This is a genomic window from Gillisella vitis (assembly GCF_021559775.1).
GTDB classification, from domain to species: domain Bacteria; phylum Pseudomonadota; class Alphaproteobacteria; order Rhizobiales; family Rhizobiaceae; genus Allorhizobium; species Allorhizobium ampelinum.
The window spans coordinates 2,469,153-2,489,445 of sequence record NZ_CP056047.1 but is presented as its reverse complement, the minus strand read 5'-3'; the positions used below and the strand labels follow the sequence as shown (position 1 = coordinate 2,489,445).

Annotated in this window: 20 protein-coding genes and 1 pseudogene; 6 read left to right on the top strand and 15 right to left on the bottom strand. The window is 57.7% G+C overall.

Annotated features, from left to right (window positions below):
• Positions 1 to 106: 106 nt before the first annotated feature.
• Positions 107 to 1,402: an MFS transporter gene (locus AVCG78_RS11765; RefSeq protein WP_071207401.1), complete on the bottom strand. Its 1,296-nt coding sequence runs from the start codon at positions 1,400 to 1,402 to the stop codon at positions 107 to 109.
• 174 nt (positions 1,403 to 1,576) lie between these two features.
• Between AVCG78_RS11765 and AVCG78_RS11760 the strand changes: the two genes are divergently transcribed.
• On the top strand, positions 1,577 to 2,854 hold the full coding sequence (locus AVCG78_RS11760; protein ID WP_071207399.1) for an arsenic transporter: 1,278 nt from the start codon (positions 1,577 to 1,579) through the stop codon (positions 2,852 to 2,854).
• A 3-nt stretch (positions 2,855 to 2,857) separates the two neighbouring features.
• Here AVCG78_RS11760 and AVCG78_RS11755 read toward each other — a convergent pair whose 3' ends face one another.
• From AVCG78_RS11755 to AVCG78_RS11740, 4 genes are all read right to left on the bottom strand, one after another.
• Positions 2,858 to 3,226 (bottom strand): nuclear transport factor 2 family protein, encoded by a 369-nt coding sequence (locus tag AVCG78_RS11755; RefSeq protein WP_071207397.1) that lies wholly within the window; start codon positions 3,224 to 3,226, stop codon positions 2,858 to 2,860.
• 88 nt (positions 3,227 to 3,314) lie between these two features.
• Positions 3,315 to 4,217 (bottom strand): RNA polymerase sigma factor RpoH, encoded by a 903-nt coding sequence (rpoH, locus tag AVCG78_RS11750; protein WP_015916956.1) that lies wholly within the window; start codon positions 4,215 to 4,217, stop codon positions 3,315 to 3,317.
• A 142-nt stretch (positions 4,218 to 4,359) separates the two neighbouring features.
• A complete protein-coding gene (locus AVCG78_RS11745; RefSeq protein ID WP_139191599.1) occupies positions 4,360 to 5,643 on the bottom strand; it encodes an NAD(P)/FAD-dependent oxidoreductase in 1,284 nt (427 codons plus the stop codon).
• Positions 5,644 to 5,679: 36 nt separating this feature from the next.
• Complete coding sequence (locus tag AVCG78_RS11740) at positions 5,680 to 6,708, bottom strand: RluA family pseudouridine synthase (RefSeq protein ID WP_071207439.1); 1,029 nt, start codon at positions 6,706 to 6,708, stop codon at positions 5,680 to 5,682.
• Between the two features lie 80 nt (positions 6,709 to 6,788).
• Between AVCG78_RS11740 and AVCG78_RS11735 the strand changes: the two genes are divergently transcribed.
• On the top strand, positions 6,789 to 7,169 hold the full coding sequence (locus tag AVCG78_RS11735) for a hypothetical protein (protein WP_015916953.1): 381 nt from the start codon (positions 6,789 to 6,791) through the stop codon (positions 7,167 to 7,169).
• A 12-nt stretch (positions 7,170 to 7,181) separates the two neighbouring features.
• Positions 7,182 to 8,021 (top strand): TrmH family RNA methyltransferase, encoded by an 840-nt coding sequence (locus AVCG78_RS11730; protein ID WP_071207394.1) that lies wholly within the window; start codon positions 7,182 to 7,184, stop codon positions 8,019 to 8,021.
• A gap of 57 nt (positions 8,022 to 8,078) precedes the next feature.
• On the opposite strand, the gene AVCG78_RS11725 is transcribed toward AVCG78_RS11730, so the two are convergent.
• The 3 genes from AVCG78_RS11725 to AVCG78_RS11715 all read right to left on the bottom strand — a co-directional run bounded on the left by AVCG78_RS11725 (position 8,079) and on the right by AVCG78_RS11715 (position 9,857).
• Positions 8,079 to 8,387 carry a hypothetical protein gene (locus tag AVCG78_RS11725; protein WP_071207392.1) on the bottom strand — a complete coding sequence of 103 codons (309 nt, stop codon included), beginning with the start codon at positions 8,385 to 8,387 and terminating at the stop codon, positions 8,079 to 8,081.
• A complete protein-coding gene (locus AVCG78_RS11720; RefSeq protein WP_071207390.1) occupies positions 8,384 to 9,106 on the bottom strand; it encodes a hypothetical protein in 723 nt (240 codons plus the stop codon). The genes AVCG78_RS11725 and AVCG78_RS11720 overlap by 4 nt, the downstream gene beginning before the upstream one ends.
• Before the next feature lie 163 nt (positions 9,107 to 9,269).
• Positions 9,270 to 9,857: a DUF1134 domain-containing protein gene (locus tag AVCG78_RS11715; protein WP_060718157.1), complete on the bottom strand. Its 588-nt coding sequence runs from the start codon at positions 9,855 to 9,857 to the stop codon at positions 9,270 to 9,272.
• 179 nt (positions 9,858 to 10,036) lie between these two features.
• Here AVCG78_RS11715 and chpT point away from each other — a divergent pair, with 179 nt between their 5' ends.
• Positions 10,037 to 10,687 (top strand): histidine phosphotransferase ChpT, encoded by a 651-nt coding sequence (gene chpT / locus AVCG78_RS11710; RefSeq protein ID WP_015916948.1) that lies wholly within the window; start codon positions 10,037 to 10,039, stop codon positions 10,685 to 10,687.
• A gap of 286 nt (positions 10,688 to 10,973) precedes the next feature.
• Entirely contained in the window at positions 10,974 to 11,333 is a 360-nt protein-coding gene (locus AVCG78_RS11705; protein ID WP_015916947.1) for a response regulator, read from the top strand.
• A gap of 244 nt (positions 11,334 to 11,577) precedes the next feature.
• On the opposite strand, the gene ctrA is transcribed toward AVCG78_RS11705, so the two are convergent.
• Positions 11,578 to 12,279 (bottom strand): response regulator transcription factor CtrA, encoded by a 702-nt coding sequence (ctrA, locus tag AVCG78_RS11700; RefSeq protein ID WP_015916946.1) that lies wholly within the window; start codon positions 12,277 to 12,279, stop codon positions 11,578 to 11,580.
• 445 nt (positions 12,280 to 12,724) lie between these two features.
• Between ctrA and AVCG78_RS11695 the strand changes: the two genes are divergently transcribed.
• The gene (locus AVCG78_RS11695) at positions 12,725 to 13,075 is read left to right on the top strand and encodes a hypothetical protein (protein ID WP_015916945.1); all 351 of its coding nucleotides are present in this window, start codon (positions 12,725 to 12,727) and stop codon (positions 13,073 to 13,075) included.
• Positions 13,076 to 13,814: 739 nt separating this feature from the next.
• Here the strand turns inward: AVCG78_RS11695 and sciP are convergent.
• From sciP to AVCG78_RS11665, 6 genes and pseudogenes are all read right to left on the bottom strand, one after another.
• The gene (sciP, locus tag AVCG78_RS11690; RefSeq protein ID WP_015916944.1) at positions 13,815 to 14,090 is read right to left on the bottom strand and encodes a CtrA inhibitor SciP; all 276 of its coding nucleotides are present in this window, start codon (positions 14,088 to 14,090) and stop codon (positions 13,815 to 13,817) included.
• Between the two features lie 551 nt (positions 14,091 to 14,641).
• Positions 14,642 to 15,322 (bottom strand): sugar transferase, encoded by a 681-nt coding sequence (locus AVCG78_RS11685; RefSeq protein WP_071207388.1) that lies wholly within the window; start codon positions 15,320 to 15,322, stop codon positions 14,642 to 14,644.
• Between the two features lie 288 nt (positions 15,323 to 15,610).
• Positions 15,611 to 16,648, bottom strand: coding sequence for a DUF2793 domain-containing protein (locus tag AVCG78_RS11680; protein ID WP_071584780.1), 1,038 nt, complete (start codon positions 16,646 to 16,648; stop codon positions 15,611 to 15,613).
• Between the two features lie 227 nt (positions 16,649 to 16,875).
• Positions 16,876 to 17,610: a 3'(2'),5'-bisphosphate nucleotidase CysQ gene (cysQ, locus tag AVCG78_RS11675; protein ID WP_071207435.1), complete on the bottom strand. Its 735-nt coding sequence runs from the start codon at positions 17,608 to 17,610 to the stop codon at positions 16,876 to 16,878.
• A gap of 121 nt (positions 17,611 to 17,731) precedes the next feature.
• Positions 17,732 to 18,319 (bottom strand): annotated as a pseudogene (cysC, locus tag AVCG78_RS11670) (adenylyl-sulfate kinase); the annotation flags it as partial.
• A 520-nt stretch (positions 18,320 to 18,839) separates the two neighbouring features.
• The gene (locus AVCG78_RS11665) at positions 18,840 to 20,045 is read right to left on the bottom strand and encodes a multidrug effflux MFS transporter (RefSeq protein ID WP_015916939.1); all 1,206 of its coding nucleotides are present in this window, start codon (positions 20,043 to 20,045) and stop codon (positions 18,840 to 18,842) included.
• Positions 20,046 to 20,293: the final 248 nt, after the last annotated feature.

Sequence of the window (20,293 nt, the reverse complement as noted above, 5' to 3'; positions counted from 1 at the left end):
CGAGCAGCGTCTGATCTGAAATGTTACAAGGGCATATCCGTGTTTCGTGCAAACACGGATATGCCCTGTCTATTTCTATTCATGAATTTTAAGCGGTCCCAACACCCTACCGCCTATGCTCCGGCAGTTCCGGTGCTACCTGCTTATGATTGAAGACGAACAGCAGCAGTGCCAGGGCAGCGATACCACCATGAACGAAATAGGCGAGCGAATAGCCGCCTTCCTGCGTGAGCCAGCCAGCGACGACATTGCTGGAGGAGGCACCGATGCCCTGGACGGTCATGACGGCCCCTAGGCCAACGTTGAAACGACCGGAGCCGGACAGAATACGTTCGGCGGCAATCGGCGTGGCGATGCCGATCAAGCCAGCGCCGATGCCATCCAGGATCTGCACGGGATAAATGGCGGCGAAGCTGGAAAAGCTACCGGCGATCATGCCCCGGATCGGCAGAGCCATCAAAGCGATAAAAAACACCGACCGCAGTCCAAACCTTGCAATCATCCACGGTGCGGCGCAGGCGACGACGATCATCGCCAGTTGCGAGACGCCTGTCGTGATGGCGGTGGTCTTGAACGGACTGTCGAGCTGAATGGAGAAATTCTGGGCGATCAATCGGCTGATCGGCGCATTGCCGAAATGGAAAATCATCAGGATCAGGGCGAGTACGATCAGCCCGCGACTATGCACCAGCATGGAATAGCCCGAAGGTTGGGCTACGGTGTGGTCCTCATCCTCAGCCGATCTGTCCTTATGACTCAGCCCGCGGGCAACGTCCTGGTCGATTTCCTGGGGCCGGATTGCCAGGACCGCCGCGATGGTGGCAAGCGCCGAGGCGATCATCAGCCAGACAACGCCGTTCTGGCCGAAATAGCTGGTGAGGACGAAAATGCAGACCAGTGAAAACACATTGCCGGTATGGTTCCAGACTTCATTGCGGGAGACCTGGTCGGAAAAAGCTCTTTCCCCGACCAGTCCCAGTGTCATCCCCATCAGGGCGGGGCCGATCACCGCGCCCACCAGGGCCGTCGCCGATTGTCCGCCGAACACTGCCAGATTGTCGGGGCTCGCCAGCGTCCACAGTGCGGCGGCTGTGACAAGTGTGACCGGCAGGATGATCAGGCTCCGTTTATAGGGGCTTGCATCGACAACCGCGCCAAATAGGGGCGTGACCACCATGCCGAGCACGCCACCCATCGTGGCGATGATACCCAGCGTCATCGGCGACCATCCATGGGTTGCCAGGAAGCCATCAAGGAACGGGCCCAGCCCGTCACGGGCATCGGCGAGAAAGAAGTTGAGGAAGGCAAGGGCAATGAGCGAGCGGCGGCTCGCGGAGACAATCTTGGACTGTGCGATCACGGGCGCGCTTTCGGAAAGGTTGAAAAAACAGCAGTTTAGCATGAATAGGCAGGAGCAGGCGCCTCGTTAATTTGCCAAATGCAAAATTGTTCCATGCCGCTTGCTCTTTGCGTATCCTGGACTAAATGGGAGATCTAATCCGCCGCCGGTTCTCGGCGTCTGCCTGCCAGTCCTTTCCTTGGCCTTCCTTCCGGCCGCGTCTTTTTCGGATGTTTCATGACCGCAACTTACCTGACCTGGGCTGTTTCCGCCCTCTCCGTTCTGGGCGTTATCAGCCGGCCCTTTGGCTGGCCGGAGGCGATCTGGGCTGTGCTGGGTGCCATCGTGCTTCTGGGCCTGGGGGCGATCGGCTTGGGCGCGATCGGCATCAACGATGCCTGGGCCGGTGTTGCCAAGGGCTATGATGTCTATCTGTTCCTGATCGGCATGATGCTTCTGTCGGAACTGGCGCGGCGCGAAGGTCTGTTCGATTGGCTGGCGGCGCTGGCGACGCAAAGGGCCAAGGGGTCGCCGCTCAGGCTGTTCGTGCTGCTCTATGGTGTCGGCGTTCTGGTCACGGCTTTTTTGTCTAACGATGCAACAGCTGTGGTACTGACCCCTGCGGTCTACGCGGCAACCAAGGCGGCCAAGCTCAAGAACCCGATGCCCTATCTGCTGATTTGCGCTTTCATCGCCAATGCGGCGAGTTTTGTACTGCCGATTTCCAATCCGGCCAATCTGGTGATTTTCGGCGGTGGGGAAATGCCGCCGCTCTCCACCTGGCTTGCCACATTTGCGCTGCCCTCGCTGGTGGCCATCGTCGTCACCTTCGCCATGCTCTATTGGAGCCAGAGGCGCGCCATCCACGCCGAGGTGATGGATCAGCAGGTTGAGACGCCGCATCTCTCCCACAGCGCCAAGCTGGCTGGCTGGGGGCTAATCCTGACGGCTGTCGTGCTGATGGCGGCCTCGGCGCTCGGGTTGGACCTGGGCCTGCCCACCTTCATTGCCGGTGTGCTCACCACCGTGCTGGTGCTGGCCCTGAGCGGGCAGGGACCGGCGGAGACGCTGAAGGGCATGTCCTGGAGCGTGTTGCCGCTGGTGGCGGGCCTGTTCGTGCTGGTCGAGGCGCTGGACAAGACCGGGCTGACGGTGATGCTTGCCCGTTATTTGTCCGATGCTGCCGCAGCGGATGCCAAGGCAGCGGCCATGGGGGCAGGCCTGCTGGTCGGCTTCCTCTCCAACCTCGTCAACAATCTTCCAGCCGGTCTGGTGGCCGGTGCCACGGTGCAGGGCGCTCATGTCGGCGGTGCCGTCTCCGGCGCGGTGCTGATCGGGGTCGATCTTGGCCCTAACCTCTCGGTGACTGGTTCGCTTGCCACCATTCTCTGGCTATCGGCGCTCAGGCGCGAAGGCCTGCATATGGGCGCGCTGGAATTTTTGAAAATCGGTGCTGTCGTGATGATCCCGGCGCTGGTTCTCTCGCTGCTGGCGCTGGTGGCGGTGGCAGGGTAGCTTTCAGCCGAGAAGCCGCTTCTCGCCCATTTTGAACCAGGCCCTGGCGATCTTTCCGTGCTCAATCTCGTAAAGGCAGAGAATGTCGATTTCGCCCTTGCCCTCCGGGAAGTTGCGGGTGACGCATTCAATATCAGTGACCATATTGCCAATGACGTGGCGGGCAATCAGCTTGCCATGCAGGTCGGGCTCACGGAAGCGCTCAATGTGGCGGCTGCGGATCTCTGCGGTGCCGTCCGCCAATAGAGTATCGGGAAAGGCATAGATCCGGCAGTCCGGTGCCCAATGCTGCATGAAACCGTCGATATCCTTGGCATTATAGGCATCGAGCTGTTTTGCAACCGGTTCCAGAATGGCCTGTTGCTCTGTCACGGCATAATTCTCCCGAGATCTGGAATGGACGAAGCCTCGCAGGGTTATTGCGAGGCCTGTAAAACATTGCGATTGTCTTGGCTGAACGTCAGGACTCGACGACCCGCAACGCCTTGGCCTGTTCCAGCGCGTCCTTCTGGACAGCATCCTGAACCTTTTCAAAGGCGCGCACTTCGATCTGGCGTACACGTTCGCGGCTGATGTCGAACTCGGACGACAGTTCTTCCAGCGTCACCGGCTCTTCGGCCAGGCGGCGGGCGGCGAAGATCCGGCGTTCGCGGTCGTTCAGAACGCCCATGGCGCGCGACAGCATGTTGCGCCGGGTTTCCAGCTCATCCTGCTCGATCAGCGTGTCTTCCTGGCTGTCATGATCGTCCACGAGCCAATCCTGCCACTGGCCGGATTCACCTTCGCTGGCGCGGATCGGCGCGTTCAGCGAGGCATCGCCCGACAGGCGGCGGTTCATGGAAATCACTTCCTCCTCGCTGACCTTCAGCTTGGTGGCGATTTCTGTGACCTGATCCGGCTTCAGGTCGCCTTCCTCAATGGCCTGGATCTTGCCCTTCAGGCGGCGCAGGTTGAAGAACAGCCGCTTCTGGTTGGCGGTCGTGCCCATCTTCACCAGCGACCAGGAGCGCAGGATATATTCCTGTATCGAGGCCTTGATCCACCACATCGCATAGGTGGCAAGCCGGAAGCCGCGTTCGGGATCGAATTTTTTGACAGCCTGCATCAGGCCGACATTGCCCTCAGACACGACTTCGCCAATCGGCAGGCCGTAGCCGCGATAGCCCATGGCAATCTTCGCCACGAGGCGCAAATGGCTGGTGACAAGCCGGTGCGCGGCATCGCGGTCGCCATGCTCGGCATAGCGCTTGGCCAGCATATATTCCACCTGGGGTTCCAGCATCGGGAACTTGCGGATCTCATCCAGGTATCGGTTCAGTCCGCCTTCACCGGCGGTAATCGAAGGCAAGCTATTGCGGGCCATAAAGCACCCCCTTTATCCATGAGCTTCCCAATGCCAAACGGGCAAGCTCCAACATGCGGATTTCCTCATCCCGCACGAAATCCTATGTCAGATAAGTGTGGCATGGCCGCGATTCAAGCGCACCACGCCGGTCACGATTGATTTACGAGCGGAATCGGAACAAATCCTCATCGGCATCCTTGCGACCGGCAATCCGGGCCGAGACAATCTCCGACGCAATGGTCGAAAACGTGATGCCATTGCCGCCAAACCCCATCACCACATGCACATGGCTGGTGCCGGGGACGCGGTCGATGATCGGCAGCCCATCCCGCGTCGTGCCGAACGGGGCAGACCAGCCATAGGCGATGTGGTCCATCTCAATCCCGGCCAGATCCTTCAGCTTTTGCCGGATCGTCTCGAATTTGCGCCGCGCTTTGACCGGGTCCTGGTGGGCGAGCGGATCGTCCTCATCTTCGCCACCAGCAATGATCCGGCCATCGGGTGTGGAGCGGAAATAGAGATAGGGTTCGGAGGCCTCCCAGACCAGATGGTCATCCAGCCAGTCCGGCCTTTGGGCGTTCGGCTCGGAGGCAATGGCCCAGGTGGAAATCACCTGATGCAGGGGGCTTTCCATCATCTTCAGATATTCATAGCCCGTGCAGGCGATAAGGTCCGCTGCACAGAGCAATGTGCCATCGGCTGTTGCCACCATCACCCCGTCGCGGGTTTCGCGGATGGCTGTGATGGCTAGCGGCGAGACAATTTCCACGCCGCCTTGCTGGGCGGCCTTCAGCAGGCCAGCCGTCATCTGGGCCGGATTGGCGCTGGCGGAGCAGGGGGAGAGGATCGCTCCCGTGCGCTCAATACCGAATCTCTCCTTCACCTGCGCTCTGGTCAGATACTCGGCGTCCAATTGCGCTTCGCGGCGCAGCTCCGCTTCAACGGCGAGGGCGCGGTGGCCCATTTCATCGCCCGCCAGGAAAAGGCTGGTGCGCTGCTGGAACTGGCAGGAAAGACCAAGCTTGCCGACGCGCGCTCCCAGGCTATCAACGGAGGCTGCCGAGCGCCTCCAGGCACGCATGGCCTTCTTGGCCCCGATCGCTTTGGATAATTGCGATAGTGGAATATCGATTTCATGCTGGATCATCGCCGTGCTGGCCAGTGTGCTGCCCCGGACGGGTTCACGCCGGTCCACCACCAGAATATGGCGGCCATCCGCTGCCAGCGCCTGCGCCATCAGGGCGCCGCTGATCCCGGCACCGATGATGATAACATCGTAATCGGTGCGCGCCGGGGTATCGCGGCTCTCAACCACAATATTCGGTGTCGCAGCCCAGAAGGACTTGCCATCGTGCAGATCGCGCGATTTTCCGACTGCTTGCTTGGTATCCATAATCGCCCTTGCCCCGTTTGCCTGTCCGGCGCGCAACGGCTGCGCAGCCATGTCGGACCTGCGCTAACGTTTAACGGGGCAAAGGGTTCATGCGATATCGCGCAGCGCCTCGATAATTGTTTCCATGTCGTCAGGGATAGGCGCTTCGAAATGCATGACGTCGCCAGTGGTGGGGTGTTCGAAGGCCAAAAGGTAGGCATGCAGCGCCTGGCGGTGGAAGTTAGTGACGATGGCCTTGGCCGTGTCCGGCAGCAGGTTGGCTTTGGTTTTGAAGGCCGCGCCATATTCGGGATCACCGATCAGCGGATGGCCGATATGGGCCATATGCACCCGGATCTGGTGGGTGCGGCCGGTTTCCAGCCGGCATTCCACAAGTGAGGCGAGGCAGGTGGCATCCGGCTTTTCGCCATAACGCTCCATCACCTGATAATGGGTGATGGCTTCGCGGGCGTCATCGGTATCCTCACGCTTGACGGTGCGCTTGGTGCGGTCGCCAGCCCGGCCAAGGGCGGCGTCAATCGTGCCGCGCAGCCCACGCGGACGGCCCCAGACGAGCGCTTGATAGGCCCGCTCCAGCGGGCCGCTGCGGCCATGGTCGGCAAACTGATCGGCCAGGTGCCGGTGGGCGATGTCATTCTTGGCAACGACCATGACGCCGGAAGTTTCCTTATCCAGCCGGTGGACAATGCCGGGACGTTTCACCCCGCCAATGCCGGAGAGACTGTCGCCGCAATGGTGGATCAGCGCATTGACCAGCGTTCCGGTCCAGTTGCCAGCACCCGGATGCACGACCAGACCGGCGGGCTTTGACAGCACGATCAGGTCCTTGTCCTCATAAAGCACGGTGAGCGGAATATCCTCGCCCTTGGGTTCGGGGTCTTCCGGCTCCGGCATGGCGATCACCAGCTGGTCGCCGGGCTTGATCTTGCGCTTCGGTTCGGTAACGGCGGTGCCATTGATGAAGACTGCACCCTGTTCGATCAGAGCCTTGACGCGGTTGCGAGACAGATCACCGCCCAGGCTTGCCGCCAGCCAGGCATCCAGACGGCCTTCGGCGTCCTCACCGGCAATCAGCTCTTTCCTTGGCTCGCCTGCTTGTTTAAAGGGGTCTGTCATAGCGCATCCTGTCTTTCGGCCCTTGTGGCCGAGGCCCAATGGGCGGCAGAGCAGCTCCATCAGGGAAAGGTTTAAGTTTCATGAGCCAAGTCGAGACCGACGAACAGAAAGACAAGCCGCTCGATCCGGTGCTCGAAAAAGTTCGCCGCAAGATGGTGCGTTTGCAACTCGTCTCGGCGGCCATCATGTTTGTCAGCCTTATGGCGGTGTTGGCCGCCGTTGTCTACAAGGTCAAACACGCGCCTACGCCGGAAAAGACGCAGGCCGGTGGCCTTACCATCCCTTCCGACCAGCCCTTGGCACTGGCTGCGCGCCTGCCTGCTGGCTTCAAGGTGACGTCCACGGCACTGTCAGGCACGCAGATTCTGTTTTACGGCACCACAGCCGAAGGCCAGTCCAAAGCCTATGTGTTTGACCTGTCGGTGGGCCGGATGATCGCGGATGTCGCGATCACGCAATAGGCCTTCAAACGCATGGTCCAGTTCGTCACCATCACCGATCCGCAGGATCCGCGCATTGCTGCTTTTAGCAATATCCGCGAGCGCGACCTGACCGGGCGCGAGGGCCGGTTCATTGCAGAAGGCACGGTGGTGCTGCGTATGTTGCTGGCGGCGCATCTGGCTGGGCGGGGTATTTGCGCCGAGGCCCTGCTGCTGTTGGAAAACCGGGTGGCGGGTCTCCAGCCGCTTCTTGACCAATGGCCGGACGATCTGCCGGTCTATGTGGCAAGCGCTGCCGTGCTGGATGCAATCGCTGGCTTTCACCTGCATCGCGGCGTGCTGGCGCTGGGCAGCCGGCTGACCGCGCCCGATGCCACGCAGCTGATTGCCAGCTTGCCGCAAAGTGCTCTGGTTCTGGTTGGCTGCGGCATTTCCAATCATGACAATGTCGGCGCGATGTTTCGCAATGCCACCGGCTTCTGTGCCGATGCGGTTCTGCTGGATGAGACCAGTTGCGATCCGCTCTATCGCAAGGCGCTGCGAGTGTCGGTCGGTTCGGTGCTGACCATGCCTTATGCGCGCGAACACAGCGCCATTGCGCTGTTGTCGGCGCTGGATGCGGCAGGCTTTCTGGTGGCGGCGCTGACGCCGTCAGGCACCACGGAGATCGGCGATATCGCCACCGGGCTTGGTGGCCGGCAAAGGCTGGCGCTGGTGGTGGGGACCGAAGGCGAGGGCCTGCCCGCAGACGTGCTTGCCCGGTTCATGACCGTGCGGATCGCCCAGTCACCGCAACTCGACAGCCTCAACCTCGGCACCGCCAGCGGCATCGCGCTGCACAGCGCGGCGCGGGCGCTGGGTAAATTGGGGTAGCGGCGTGGCGGTGGCCCCTCATCTCGCTGCGCCATCCTGTTCTGCGAGGCGATAGGCTCAATCGTTCAGAAGATCCGGCGCTACCGCCCTGATCCGGTCCAGCAGCGGTTGCGGCGCATCGGCGCTGGGGGCAGGTTTTGCCAGCAGGGCCGGGATCGGCGATGCTTCGCCTTCCTTGCGGGCGGTGAACACGATCATCCCGGCGGCGATTTCGGCGATTTGCGCGCGCAGGGCCGCGTCTTCCTCGACACCATTGTCAGCAAGCAGCCGGGAATTGAGCGCTTCGCTGCGCTGACGCAAATCGTCGGCGAGCGTTTCGAGTGCTTCGGGCGTGGGGTGCTGCATATTCAGCGGGCTTTTACTCATTTGGCGACCTGTTGCACAGGGGGTTCGGTCTTTTGCAGGCGTTCCAGCCGCTCTTCCAGCCGCAGCACCTTGTCTTCCTCCTGGAGAAGCCGTTGCTCGGCCTTCTGGGCGCGGCTGGCGGCGGCCTTGGCCTCGTCGCGCAATGTCTCGCGTTCGGTGCGCAAATCCTGGAGGCGCAATTGCAGGTCTTCTGTCTGGTGCTTGTGGCTGGCGGTTTCCCGATTGCGGGCAGCCAGGTCCGCCTCCAGGCGTGTCAGCTTGACGGTTAGCGCCTCAATGTCGAGATCGCGGCTGGCGACCATCGCTTCGTGGCGCTGTAGCGTGGCTTTCAGCTGTTCCATCTGAGCCTGGTTCTGGCGAAGTTCGACGCGCAGTGCCCCTGCCTCGTTGCTCATGGCGTGGATCTGCTCCTTCAGGGCATCTTCGGCTCCAAGCGCGCGGATCGCTTCCGCCTGGGCCTGGTCGGCGGCGGCTTTGACGGCGACGAAATACTCCCGCTCGCGCCGTAGGTCATAGGACAGTTTCGCATTTTCGGCGGCATAAACGGCGCGGACCATGTCCTTCTGGGCACGGACTTCTTCCGGGCCGAGAGGGGCGGTGGCCCGCAGACGTCGTTCGGTATAGGCAACGATGCGGCCATGGATGGCAGGGCTGATCAACGCCGCCAGAAGTGCTGCGGCGGCAAATCCCAATGCAAAGAGCAGGGCGTATTCGATCACGGCGGTGCCATATCCGTTAGAGCAGTTCCCAAAGTGTCAGATGACGGTCCAGATGCGCATTCTGTAAACCAAAACCCTATGCCATTCCATCTTAGCCTGTTCATGTTCGACAACAGCAGTTGCGGGCAATGGACCGACTTGACATCAACCAAGCCGGTGGAGGTCAGAAGGGGTTCCAGGTGGAGGATTGGGTCAGCTTAAGATAGCCGACATTGACGCCAAGCCTTGCACCGACGCCGGTGCGGATTGGGACCAGAACCATATTGTTGTTTTTCAGCGCCGTCATGCCGACGCCGGCCACCACATAGGCGGAGCCGCTGACGCCGCCATAGCGGCTGTAGAGGCTGCCGACGGCGGGTAGGTTATAGACCAGCATCATCGTGCGGCTGCCATTGCCACCGTAATCGATGCCGAGCGACGGCCCCTGCCAGAAGACGGGGTGCTGACCGGCATTTTTGGTATAGAGCGTGCCTTCGCCATAGGTAAGGCCAGCAATAAACGCGCCGGAGCCTTCCTGGCCGAGAATGTAGCCATTGGGTAGGCCATATTGCCCGAACGCCTTCTCGATCACCTTGGCCAGCGCGCCGCTGGTCGAGCCGAAGAAGGAGTGGCCGGCATCGACCACTTCCTGCATGGTATATTGATCGCCCTGCGCCATTGCAGTCGCGGGCTGCGAAACAACACTTGCCGCAACCACGCCAGCCGTTACAATCCAGGTCCTGAAAAGGTCCCGAATGATGGAAAAGCGCATCGCTTCCTCCTCGGATATGAATAGAATCGGCTCTGATGAGACCGGACTTCCATCTTGATGACTTCGTATTAACAATGGGTTTACCAAATATGGTGTCATTATGGCGTCGACATCATGCGGCTTGATGGGGCAGCTATGCCTCTCAGCCGATAACAGACTTTGCCGTCGAGGAGAATTCGATGCTCAAGAACGTGAACCTAACGCTGGCCGGACCCGATCTGGCAGCCCTGCTGTGCAGCCGCGTCTGCCATGATGTCATTTCGCCGGTTGGCGCCATCAATAACGGGCTGGAACTGCTGGATGAAGGCGGGGCGGATGCCGATGCCATGGACCTGATTCGCACCAGCGCGCTGAATGCTTCGGTTCGGTTGAAATTCGCCCGACTGGCATTTGGTGCCTCGGGCTCGGTCGGTGCGTCGATCGATACGGGCGAGGCCGAGAAAGCCGTCAAGGATTTCGCTGCCGCCGAAAAGAAAACCGAAATTACCTGGAACGGCCCGCGCGCCATTATCGCCAAGAACCGGGTCAAACTGCTGATGAACCTGATGCTGGTGGCCTACGGCGCCATTCCGCGCGGCGGCTCGCTGGATGTGACGCTGGAAAATCCGGAATATGACGCGAAATTTACCATCGTCGCCAAGGGCCGCATGCTGCGTGTGCCGCCGAAATTCGCCGAAATCTGCAATGGCCAGATGGAAGAAGCTGTCGATGCCCACTCTATCCAGCCCTATTACACGGTGTTGCTGGCCGACGAATCATCGATGGAGCTGAAATACAGCATCGGCGAAGGCGAAATTACCTTCACCGCCGAATCAGTTGCGGCCGGCTGATCACGCATAAAGATGCTCGACGGCGCCCGGTGTCTCAGGCTTCGGGCGCCGCTTTCCGTTCCCACCAGAGACGGGTAATGTTTCCTTAGTATTCTGGATTTACCATAAAGATAGCGCAGATATCTCAAATCCATTGAGGGTTTGAAATATGGGCAGAGTCAGACCGCGGGCTGCGGCGACAATGGGTAAAGACGCGGTGCACGGGGCGCGCCGCTTGCTCTTTTGGAAAATTGCTTAATCTTTTTGATGTTTAAGCAAGGTCCATGGGCATCGAAAGGGGATCGGCATGAAGAACCTGATCATTGCTGACTCGTCAGATATCGTTCGTAAGGTTGGCCGTAAAATTCTGTCCGAACTGGGTTTTGGAGTGACGGAAGCATCCACGGCGCGCGAGGCGATGCTGGCTTGCGAAGCACAATTACCGCATGTGATCATCGTTGATTCGGGTCTGGAAGGCGCGCTTGGACTGATCACCAATATCCGGGCCATGCCGGAGGGCAAAACGGTGCGGATCTTCTATTGCGTCATCGAAGCCGACCTGAAACACATGATGCAAGGCAAACGGGCCGGAGCCAGCGACTTCCTGCTGAAGCCCTTCGACCGGAAAACACTGACCGAAGTGTTCAGTGACCGCGAAGCCGCCTGATCCCGAATCACTCCAGACAGGGCGGATTTATTCGAAAACCGGTTGTTAACGTTCGGTCCGATTCTTTAAATGCATGGTCTGTCCCCGTAGTCGCGCGTCACAGCAATCCATTTTCTTCAACGCAAAAAAGTCCCGGCAATGCAGGGACTTTTTTGAGATCATACGATCTCGCGCGGGAGTGGCACTGGTGGGGATTTACGGCGAGGCGTTACGAATAACGCCCCGTTGTAACGACAAACCGGTGTCAGGCCGTTTCCATATATTCGGCACTGTCGGGTTCGCGCAGCACATAGCCACGGCCCCAGACGGTTTCGATATAGTTTGCACCACCGGCGGCATTGGCCAGCTTCTTGCGAAGCTTGCAGATGAACACGTCGATGATTTTCAGTTCCGGCTCGTCCATGCCACCATAGAGATGGTTCAGGAACATTTCCTTGGTCAGCGTGGTACCTTTGCGGAGCGAAAGCAGCTCCAGCATCTGGTATTCCTTGCCGGTCAGGTGAACGCGCTGGCCACCAACTTCGACGGTTTTGGCGTCGAGATTGACGATCAGTTCGCCGGTGATGATGATCGACTGGGCATGGCCCTTGGAACGACGAACGATCGCATGGATGCGGGCAACAAGCTCGTCCTTGTGGAACGGCTTTGTCATGTAATCGTCAGCGCCGAAGCCGAGACCGCGAACCTTGTCCTCAATGCCGGCCATGCCGGACAGGATGAGGATAGGTGTCTTGACCTTGGACAGGCGAAGCGTTCTCAAAACCTCGTAACCCGACATGTCGGGAAGATTGAGGTCCAGCAGGATGATGTCGTAGTCGTATAGTTTCCCGAGGTCGACGCCTTCCTCACCGAGATCGGTGGTGTAGACGTTAAAACTTTCGGACTTGAGCATCAGTTCGATGCTCTGCGCTGTGGCGCTGTCGTCTTCGATGAGTAGAACCCGCATAATTATCCCCTTTACCGCCGCCGAAAGGTCTGAATGGCCCACTACGCGATACGGATCCAGTCGTTGCCTGATTTGAAGGCTGCCACCAAATGGTTAACAAATTCTGATTCACTCTGGCAAGGTGTAACGAATTTATTAAGCATAATGCCTAGCCTCCTGATTCATATGTCATTTTCTCATCGCCACAGATGAATCGAAAAGGGAAGAAAACCCCTTAAGCGATTCAATTGACTCATCATTGTCATTGTCCTGCATTTTGGACCCGGGCATTTACCGACCTTTAAAAGATCTCCCTTATCATTAACGATGCCCGTAAACGAAAGGTTACCAAAGGTAGTTTTTTGTTAACGCCGTGAGATTTTTTCGCGGTGATTCGTTTAAATGTCAGCGGGCGATGTCAAAACAGAGTGACGGCGGGATGTCTCGCATCACGGGAGTATTGCGTATGAAGTCGCGTGACAGCCTAGTTCGCCTGAAGGCATTTCAGGTTACCGAGAAGCGTCGGCAGCTGCAACAATTGCAGTTAATGATGTCTGAATTTGAACGTATGGCCAAGGAACTGGAGAATCAGATTTCTCTGGAAGAAAAAAAGGCGGGCATCACGGATGCTTCGCATTTCGCCTATCCGACTTTTGCAAAGGCCGCCCGCCAGCGTGCCGATAACCTGCAGGATTCGATTCGCGAGCTGAAGGTTCAGCAAGATGCCGCGGAACTGTCACTGGAACTGGCCGAGGCTGAACATGCCAAGGCAGCTGCGTTGGAAGAGCGCGACAGCCAGCAGCGGGCTCGCGCTTAACGGCGAAGATCCTGATCGTAGATGACAAAGGCAGGCAGGGAATGGGACCTGCTCGATGATGGTTTCATTGCCTGGCCGTTCACATGGAATGGAACGGCCTTTTCATCCGCGACCATATGATATTTATTTTTTCAGCTATTTGCCCGATTAAGGATGCCCACGGCGGCATCATGTAAAAAAACCTTCGCTCGCCCGCTGCGATAATCAGCGTTTTGCATCGGAGTTCCCCCACACGGTCCACGGTTCGGTCCAATATCCGGACCGATCCCCTATGAAGCCGACATCTGTGATAGGTGAGGGGACAGCAGCTTCCGGTGAAAACCATTCACATCCCAACGTCCTGTGGTGACTGGGAAGGCGTCTGGGTTAACTGAAGGCTGAAAAAAGCTTAAGGGATTTGCCTGGGGCACATTCGGCGGAGTGGAAATCGAAAAATCAAATCTCTCACGACAATCGGCTGGATATACAGTCGGTCGGTTGCCTGGCTTTGTCACTGAGGCGTAACACGTCCGATCGCAGAGGCACTTTGCCCACGATATACGCCGTAGCTCCGCTGGTGCATTAATCAAAGCGATCTTGAAAATGGCTGATCGTAGGGCTTTGCAAATATCTCAAATACCCTGAGGCATCTGAGATATTTGCAATTCCTTCAAGGCATGATCTGGCAAGGTGAGGGTGTGGTCGACCTCTTCGAGCCTTCGTCTTCAGGCCCGGCCCCAATCCCAGGCCCCGTCTGATTTTAATGACGGTATTGCTGGATACGGGTCGTTCTGAGGCCCTGCAAGCCATGGTCGTTGATGGAGGCCTGCCATGACAGGAATTCCTCCACGGTCAGCGTATAGCGCTCACACGCTTCTTCAAGGCTCAACAGGCCACCGCGCACGGCAGCCACAACCTCTGCCTTGCGGCGGATGACCCAGCGACGGGTATTTGCTGGCGGCAGGTCGGCAATTGTCAACGGACTGCCGTCAGGGCCGATAACATATTTAACTCGCGGGCGTATCGTTTCGGTCATTGGACTCTCTAATACAAACTCAAGACCACAGACCAGAAATCTAACGCCGCACCTTTAAAAATTACCTAAGCACCGGGTAACAATTTGATAAGAATTTTAGGGACTTGGCCAAGGCTGCTGATGTCACGTAGAAACGGCGTTTTCGGATGAAGACGACACTCTGACAAGCCGAGCGTAAGTGCGAATGCATAAATTCTATGTATATATGGGGTTTATCGCAAACTTTATTGCCGTTAAACTATCAGCAGAGATCTATTTTTACTCAAAAAAATTTGTGTAAATTTTGATTTCGATGAAATCCTACGGTTTGGATTTAATAATTCGTGATCACTCAGTTGTGCTGACTTGACAGAATTTGAATTTTGGCAGCGCGCTGTGCGAATCAAAGGCATCAGGAGACCGTTTGGACGGACTTGGCCGCTGGGCGGGGGTCGTGAACTTGCGTTTTTTCGAGACAAATTTGTCGAATATGGAAAGAATTTGCAGTCCCGCTCACAGTTGGCGGTGTTTTTATCGGATAATTTCGGCCCTCTCAGGTGAGATCCTTCTCTTTAAAAGCCTTTGCCGCAAGTCAGTTCTGAGTGGATGGTGCCGAGAATGATCTTGATATCGAGCCAGAACGAAAAATTATCCACATAAAACAAGTCGGCGGCGATCCGGGCGCGGGCTTTGGCGGCGGAACCGGTTGGTCCACGCAGGCCACGCATCTGGGCAAGGCCGGTCAGACCGGGCTTGACCTGATGACGGTGATGATAGTCGCTAACCAGATCCTCGTAGGGCATGCCGGCGGCCAACATGCCGATCGCGTGGCAGCGTGGCCCGACCAGCGACATGTCGCCCTTCAACACATTCAGTAATTGTGGAAGTTCGTCGATATTGGTGCGCCGCAGGACCGCACCGACGACAGTAATACGGGGATCGTTTTCGGTGGTTTGCCGCACGCCGCTATCGTCACATTCCGCAGCATACATGGTGCGGAATTTGTAGATGCGGATTTTCTGCTGGTCGCGGCCCCAGCGGATCTGCCGAAACAGGACCGGGCCGGGGGAGGTGAGTTTGATCAGTGCGGCGATCGACAGTAGAAATGGCAGCAAGACCGTCAATGCACTGATCGAGATCAGGATGTCGAGGCTTCGTTTTGCAATCAGATGAACCCGATGTCTTGAAAGACGTGTCCGTCGTCGGTTGATGCGACGTGCCTGAAGGCCTTGCTGTGCATGCGGTACACCCATTCCAGCCTCGTCCCTCCTAGAGCAGCCGATCCGATTTTGCCGGTGTCGACTGTTCCAGATTCTTGGTTGCGTGCAGTTGCGGGCAGAGTGTGTTTCCTCCGCTTTCGCACCGCCATTTGTTCCCGACTAAAGTTCTTGTGGCTTATGTAGTCCCAAATAGGGCGCTCGTCATGAACAAACTTAATGAATGGTTAACCTTCTGAAGCAAATGTTTCTTCTTGGGTCTATTTTCTCAATTCGGAACATTGTTGCCATTTTGCTACGCCATCTTGACGACGATAGTGGATGTCATATTAGAAATATCGAAAATTTTACGCCCGCACCGGTGGTGGCAAATGTGGCCGTGCCATTATGCAACAGGCTGATTTCCGCACCGGCCTCCAGCGTGATCAGGGCTGTCGCATGGGTCTCTGTAGCGGCGGCGGTGGTGCCAACGGTCATCTTTGCAAGGCTCGTCTGGGCGCTATCCACCACGGTAGCGGTATAGGTGTTGGTAGCTGTTGTGGAGAGGGTGACAGTGATCAGGTACAGCCCGGCGACTGGCACTTTCAGGCTCTGGCCATTGCCGCTTGCCGTCGCGGTGGCAAGCAGCACATTGCCCTGACTGATGGCCAGCCCGTTAAAGCCGGTGACCATGCCGCCGGAAACCGCAAGGGACGGGCTGGTCAGTTCGGCCCTGGCGGCGGGTCTTGCGGGCTGGGTGACGGTTCCGTCGCCGCTAATCAGCAGGGCGGTGGTCCAACTGCCACTGTCATTGCAGACTTTGATGCTGAACTGGTCCGACCCGGCCAGCCCCATTTCGGCGCGGCCTTGCCAATTGGATTGGTAAAGCAGCGTTGCTGTATTGCTTTCGCCCGCCTTGTTGAGTTTGAACCTGTTGTCGCCACCGGCATGATTGAAAAGCACGGCATCGCTCGACACTGCCAGCCGGTTGGTATCATCAGCCGTGGCATTGATACCAAGCCGGGAAAAGGTGGCCGTGTCGGGCAGGGCGAGATCCTGCCAGGCCGTGCCGTCATAGGTCTGCAATCGGCCTGTCGCACGGACATAAGCGCGCCAACCGGCGGCGGGTGCCAGGAAAGCCCAGCTATCATCCTGCCAGGCGGCGATATGCGCTTCCTTGCCAGCCCAGGCATCCGTCGCGGTGGCGGCAACCCAGTAACAGGTACCAGCGGCAGGGGAGGTAGGTGGCGTGGTAAAAGTGCCCTCAATCACAAGCTGCGTTACTGCATCGAGAACCAGCAGTGCTTCGTTATGGGTGACATGTTTCTGGGCCTGGGAGGGCAGGATATAAGGCAAATCGAGGCGTGGACTACTGTCTGCCATGGTCATCTCCATCGATATGGAGCAATATCCGGTTGGCACGTAAGACCGGGCCGGAGATCGCATCCTGTCAAAATCCGGAGCCTAGCTGAGCCGATGGAATCGGTAGGCCAGGCTCCAGGGCTCGCGCCATTATCGGCGCGACCGTTTGACCGTGGATAAGACCGGCAGGAGAGATATGATTTTTCAGGCAATTCCCGGTTTCGCGTTCACCGGGGAATGCTGAAGGCTCAGGCCTGTCTGTCACCCCAGGCGATGAAGGAGGGATTGGCGAAGTCGCTATCATCGGGCTGATCGCGTTTGCCGTAGAGCAGCGGCGCACCGTCTGGTCCGACTGTCATGCCACCCGCGGCCCGCAGCACGGCGTCGCCTGCGGCTGTATCCCATTCCATCGTTCGGCCGAAGCGTGGATAGACATCGGCCGCACCTTCCGCCACCAGGCAGAATTTTAGCGAGGAACCGACGGAACGGGTATCGGTTATGGCGTGGTTTACCAGGAATTCTTCGGTTTCCGGGCCGCTATGCGAGCGGCTGGCCACTGCAATCAACGTGCCCGAAGGAGTGCGGACCGTGATGGACTGTCGCGAAACCGGTTGGAAATTGGCATCGATCTCGATCTTGAGCGCACCACTACGGTCGCCAATATAGGCTTGGCCGCGCGCCGGAGCATAGACGATGCCCATGACAGGTACACCGGCCTCGATCAGCGCGATATTGACCGTGAAGTCGGAGCTTTTGCGAATGAATTCCTTGGTGCCGTCAAGCGGATCGACCAGAATGAAGGGCTGGTCCCTAGTCTGGGGAATATTGCCAGCGGCAACGGCTTCCTCGGCCACAACGGGAATGGCGGGAAACTGGGCAGCCAGGGCGGCAAGAATGATCGCTTCGGCCCGCTCATCGGCCTCGGTCACCGGAGAGGCATCGCTTTTGGTTCGCACCGTTGGGCCATTGTGGAACACGTCCATAATATCGCGCCCAGCGGCTATTGCCGCCTTTTCAAACAAATCAATCACGTCATGTTCCTCAAAAAACGCAGGCTACACGATACGTGTTCAATTTTTCCACTCTATTTGTCCATGTTTTCTATCAGGCAGGTGCGATTTCGGTGAGATAACCAATCACCTGGTTGGCCATTTCCGTTGGAGTGGCCTGCGTGGTCTTCAAATGAATATCCGGATGTTGTGGCGCCTCGTAACTGGAGCTGACCCCGGTAAACTGCTTGATCTCTCCCATCAGCGCCCGGCGATAAAGGCCTTTCGGATCGCGCCGCATGCATTCCTGCAAGGGCGTATCGATGAAAACTTCGATGAATTCACCGTCTGCCATCAAGGCGCGGGCCATGTCGCGGTCGGCCTGAAAGGGGGAGATGAATGAGACGATCACGATCAGGCCTGCATCCGCCATCAGCTTGGCGACTTCTGCTACACGGCGGATATTTTCCACCCTGTCGGCATCGGAAAAGCCCAGATCGCGGTTCAATCCGTGGCGGACATTGTCGCCGTCGAGAATATAGGTGTGGTATCCTTGACCGTGCAGTTGGCTTTCCAGGGCGTTGGCCACAGTGGATTTTCCCGAACCCGAAAGCCCCGTCAGCCAGATCACCCGGGGATGCTGGCGTTTGATGATAGCGCGCGCCTCCCGGCGAACCTGCAATTGCTGGACGACGATGTTTTGCTGTGACGTCACGATTGTCCTCGTGTCATGCGCTGCTATCATCTTTCGGCGTTTCCCCTCGAAACGATGGCCATATTTTTCTGCCGTCTGCCTGCTTAAGTTTAGTTTATAACGATTGAATCGATGAATGAAAGTGCCTTTTATTGCCATTTCTTAGGAAGGCATCTTCAATGTGGACCGCATTCCCGGATTTGATCAATGTAAAATATCTCAAACTTATCAGTGGCTTGAGGCATTCGAAAGTTAAATACGAACAGTCGTTTTCAATGGACGCCTCGTATTTCTTTCCACAGAACCCTGTGATCGATACCGTAAAAAGCGGGCAGCATCGCTATGAATGCGCGCGGCATTTTAGCTTGTAATAGGATTGAATAAAGCAGAGCTGTCAAGGGCAAGCGGCAATGCTTGCCCTCTCGTTTTACTGCATGATTCCTTAAATCGGAATCGGCTTAAGCCGAGAATTATGCAGCAGATGTAAGGAGTTACCGCGCCGGTATTCGAGCAGGACTCCCGATCCTCGTCAGGCTTTTTCGGGAACTGTTGTCTCTTGCCGGTCCTCGAAAAATACCTGGGTGACAAGTACGGCCAGGATACCGCAACCGGCCATGACGCAGACCAGAGGCAGGGCGGTGCCGTTTTCCAACAGCCCGAGGACAAAGCTGGACAGGGCGCCTGCGCCAAAGGAAAGGCCGCCCGCCAGGGCGGCGGCGGTCCCGGCAATGGAGCCGTGGGCTTCCATTGCCAGCACGTTGCAACCCGGCATGATGCCGCCGATGGACATGACGAGAATAAACATCAGGATGCAGGTGACCGTCAGGCTATCGGTGCCGGTCAGCTGGGTGGCGACCAGTATCAGGGCGATAACCGTATAGAGCAGCACGGAGCCGCGTACTGCGGCCTTGACACCGAACCGTGTGGCAAACCGGTTGCAGATCTGCGTGCCGATACCAAGGCCGATTGCGTTGGTGCTGAAGATAATCGAGTAACTGATGGCCGAAAGCCCGTAGACCGTCATCAGCATGAAAGACGACCCGGCGATATAGGCGAAGAATCCGCCCTGGACGAGCGCCATGGTGCCCGCATAGGGGATGAAATTGCGGCTGATCAGCAAGCCGCCATAGGTGATGAGGGCGCGGCTGGGCTTACTGGAAGCGCGGTCGGCCGGCAACCGGGTTTCGGGAAGCCAGAGCGCGACGACCACGAAGCACAGCGCCGCATAGCAGCCGAGCAATACGAAAATCATCTGCCAATTGGCTATTTTCAGAATGAGACTGCCGGCAAAGGGTGCGAGGATCGGGGCAACGCCGATGACCAGCATCACCATGGACATCAGCTTTGTGGCTGCCGGGCCGGTATGCGTGTCGCGGATGATGGCTGTTCCGATGACCATGCCAATCGAGCCGCCTACGCCCTGCATGAAGCGCCATACCAGCAATTGCTCGCCGGTCGATGCGGTCAGGCAGCCGAAGGAGGACAGGCAGAAGATCGCCAATGCCACATAAATTATCGGCTTACGGCCGGTCCTGTCGGAAATCGGTCCGTAGAACATTTGCCCGATGGTGAAGCCGGAAAAGAACGTCATGACGGACAGCTGGATCGTCGCGGCTGTGGTCGATAAGCTCGTGGCCATCAGCGGCATGGCGCCCAGATACATATCTGTTGCGAGCGGCCCGATGGCACAGATCATGCCGATCGAGATGGCTAGGAAGAGGGTTTTTCGGTTCATTTTCAAATTCCTGAATCTGACCATGCCCGCCATACATCTTTGCCGCGCTGCACATGAAGCACCATGCATTTCCCTTGACGCATTTGCGCTGCTGCATGATTTTTACCCTGAACCGTCGCGGTTCAGAAAATCATGCAGCAGCTCGCCTTTGGTCCGTTGTTTGCGCAGTCGTCTAGATGTTTGAATCCCGCAGAATTGATCTTTTACCATTTCGGAAGGATTAATTATGCGGTAAGCATGGAAACGTT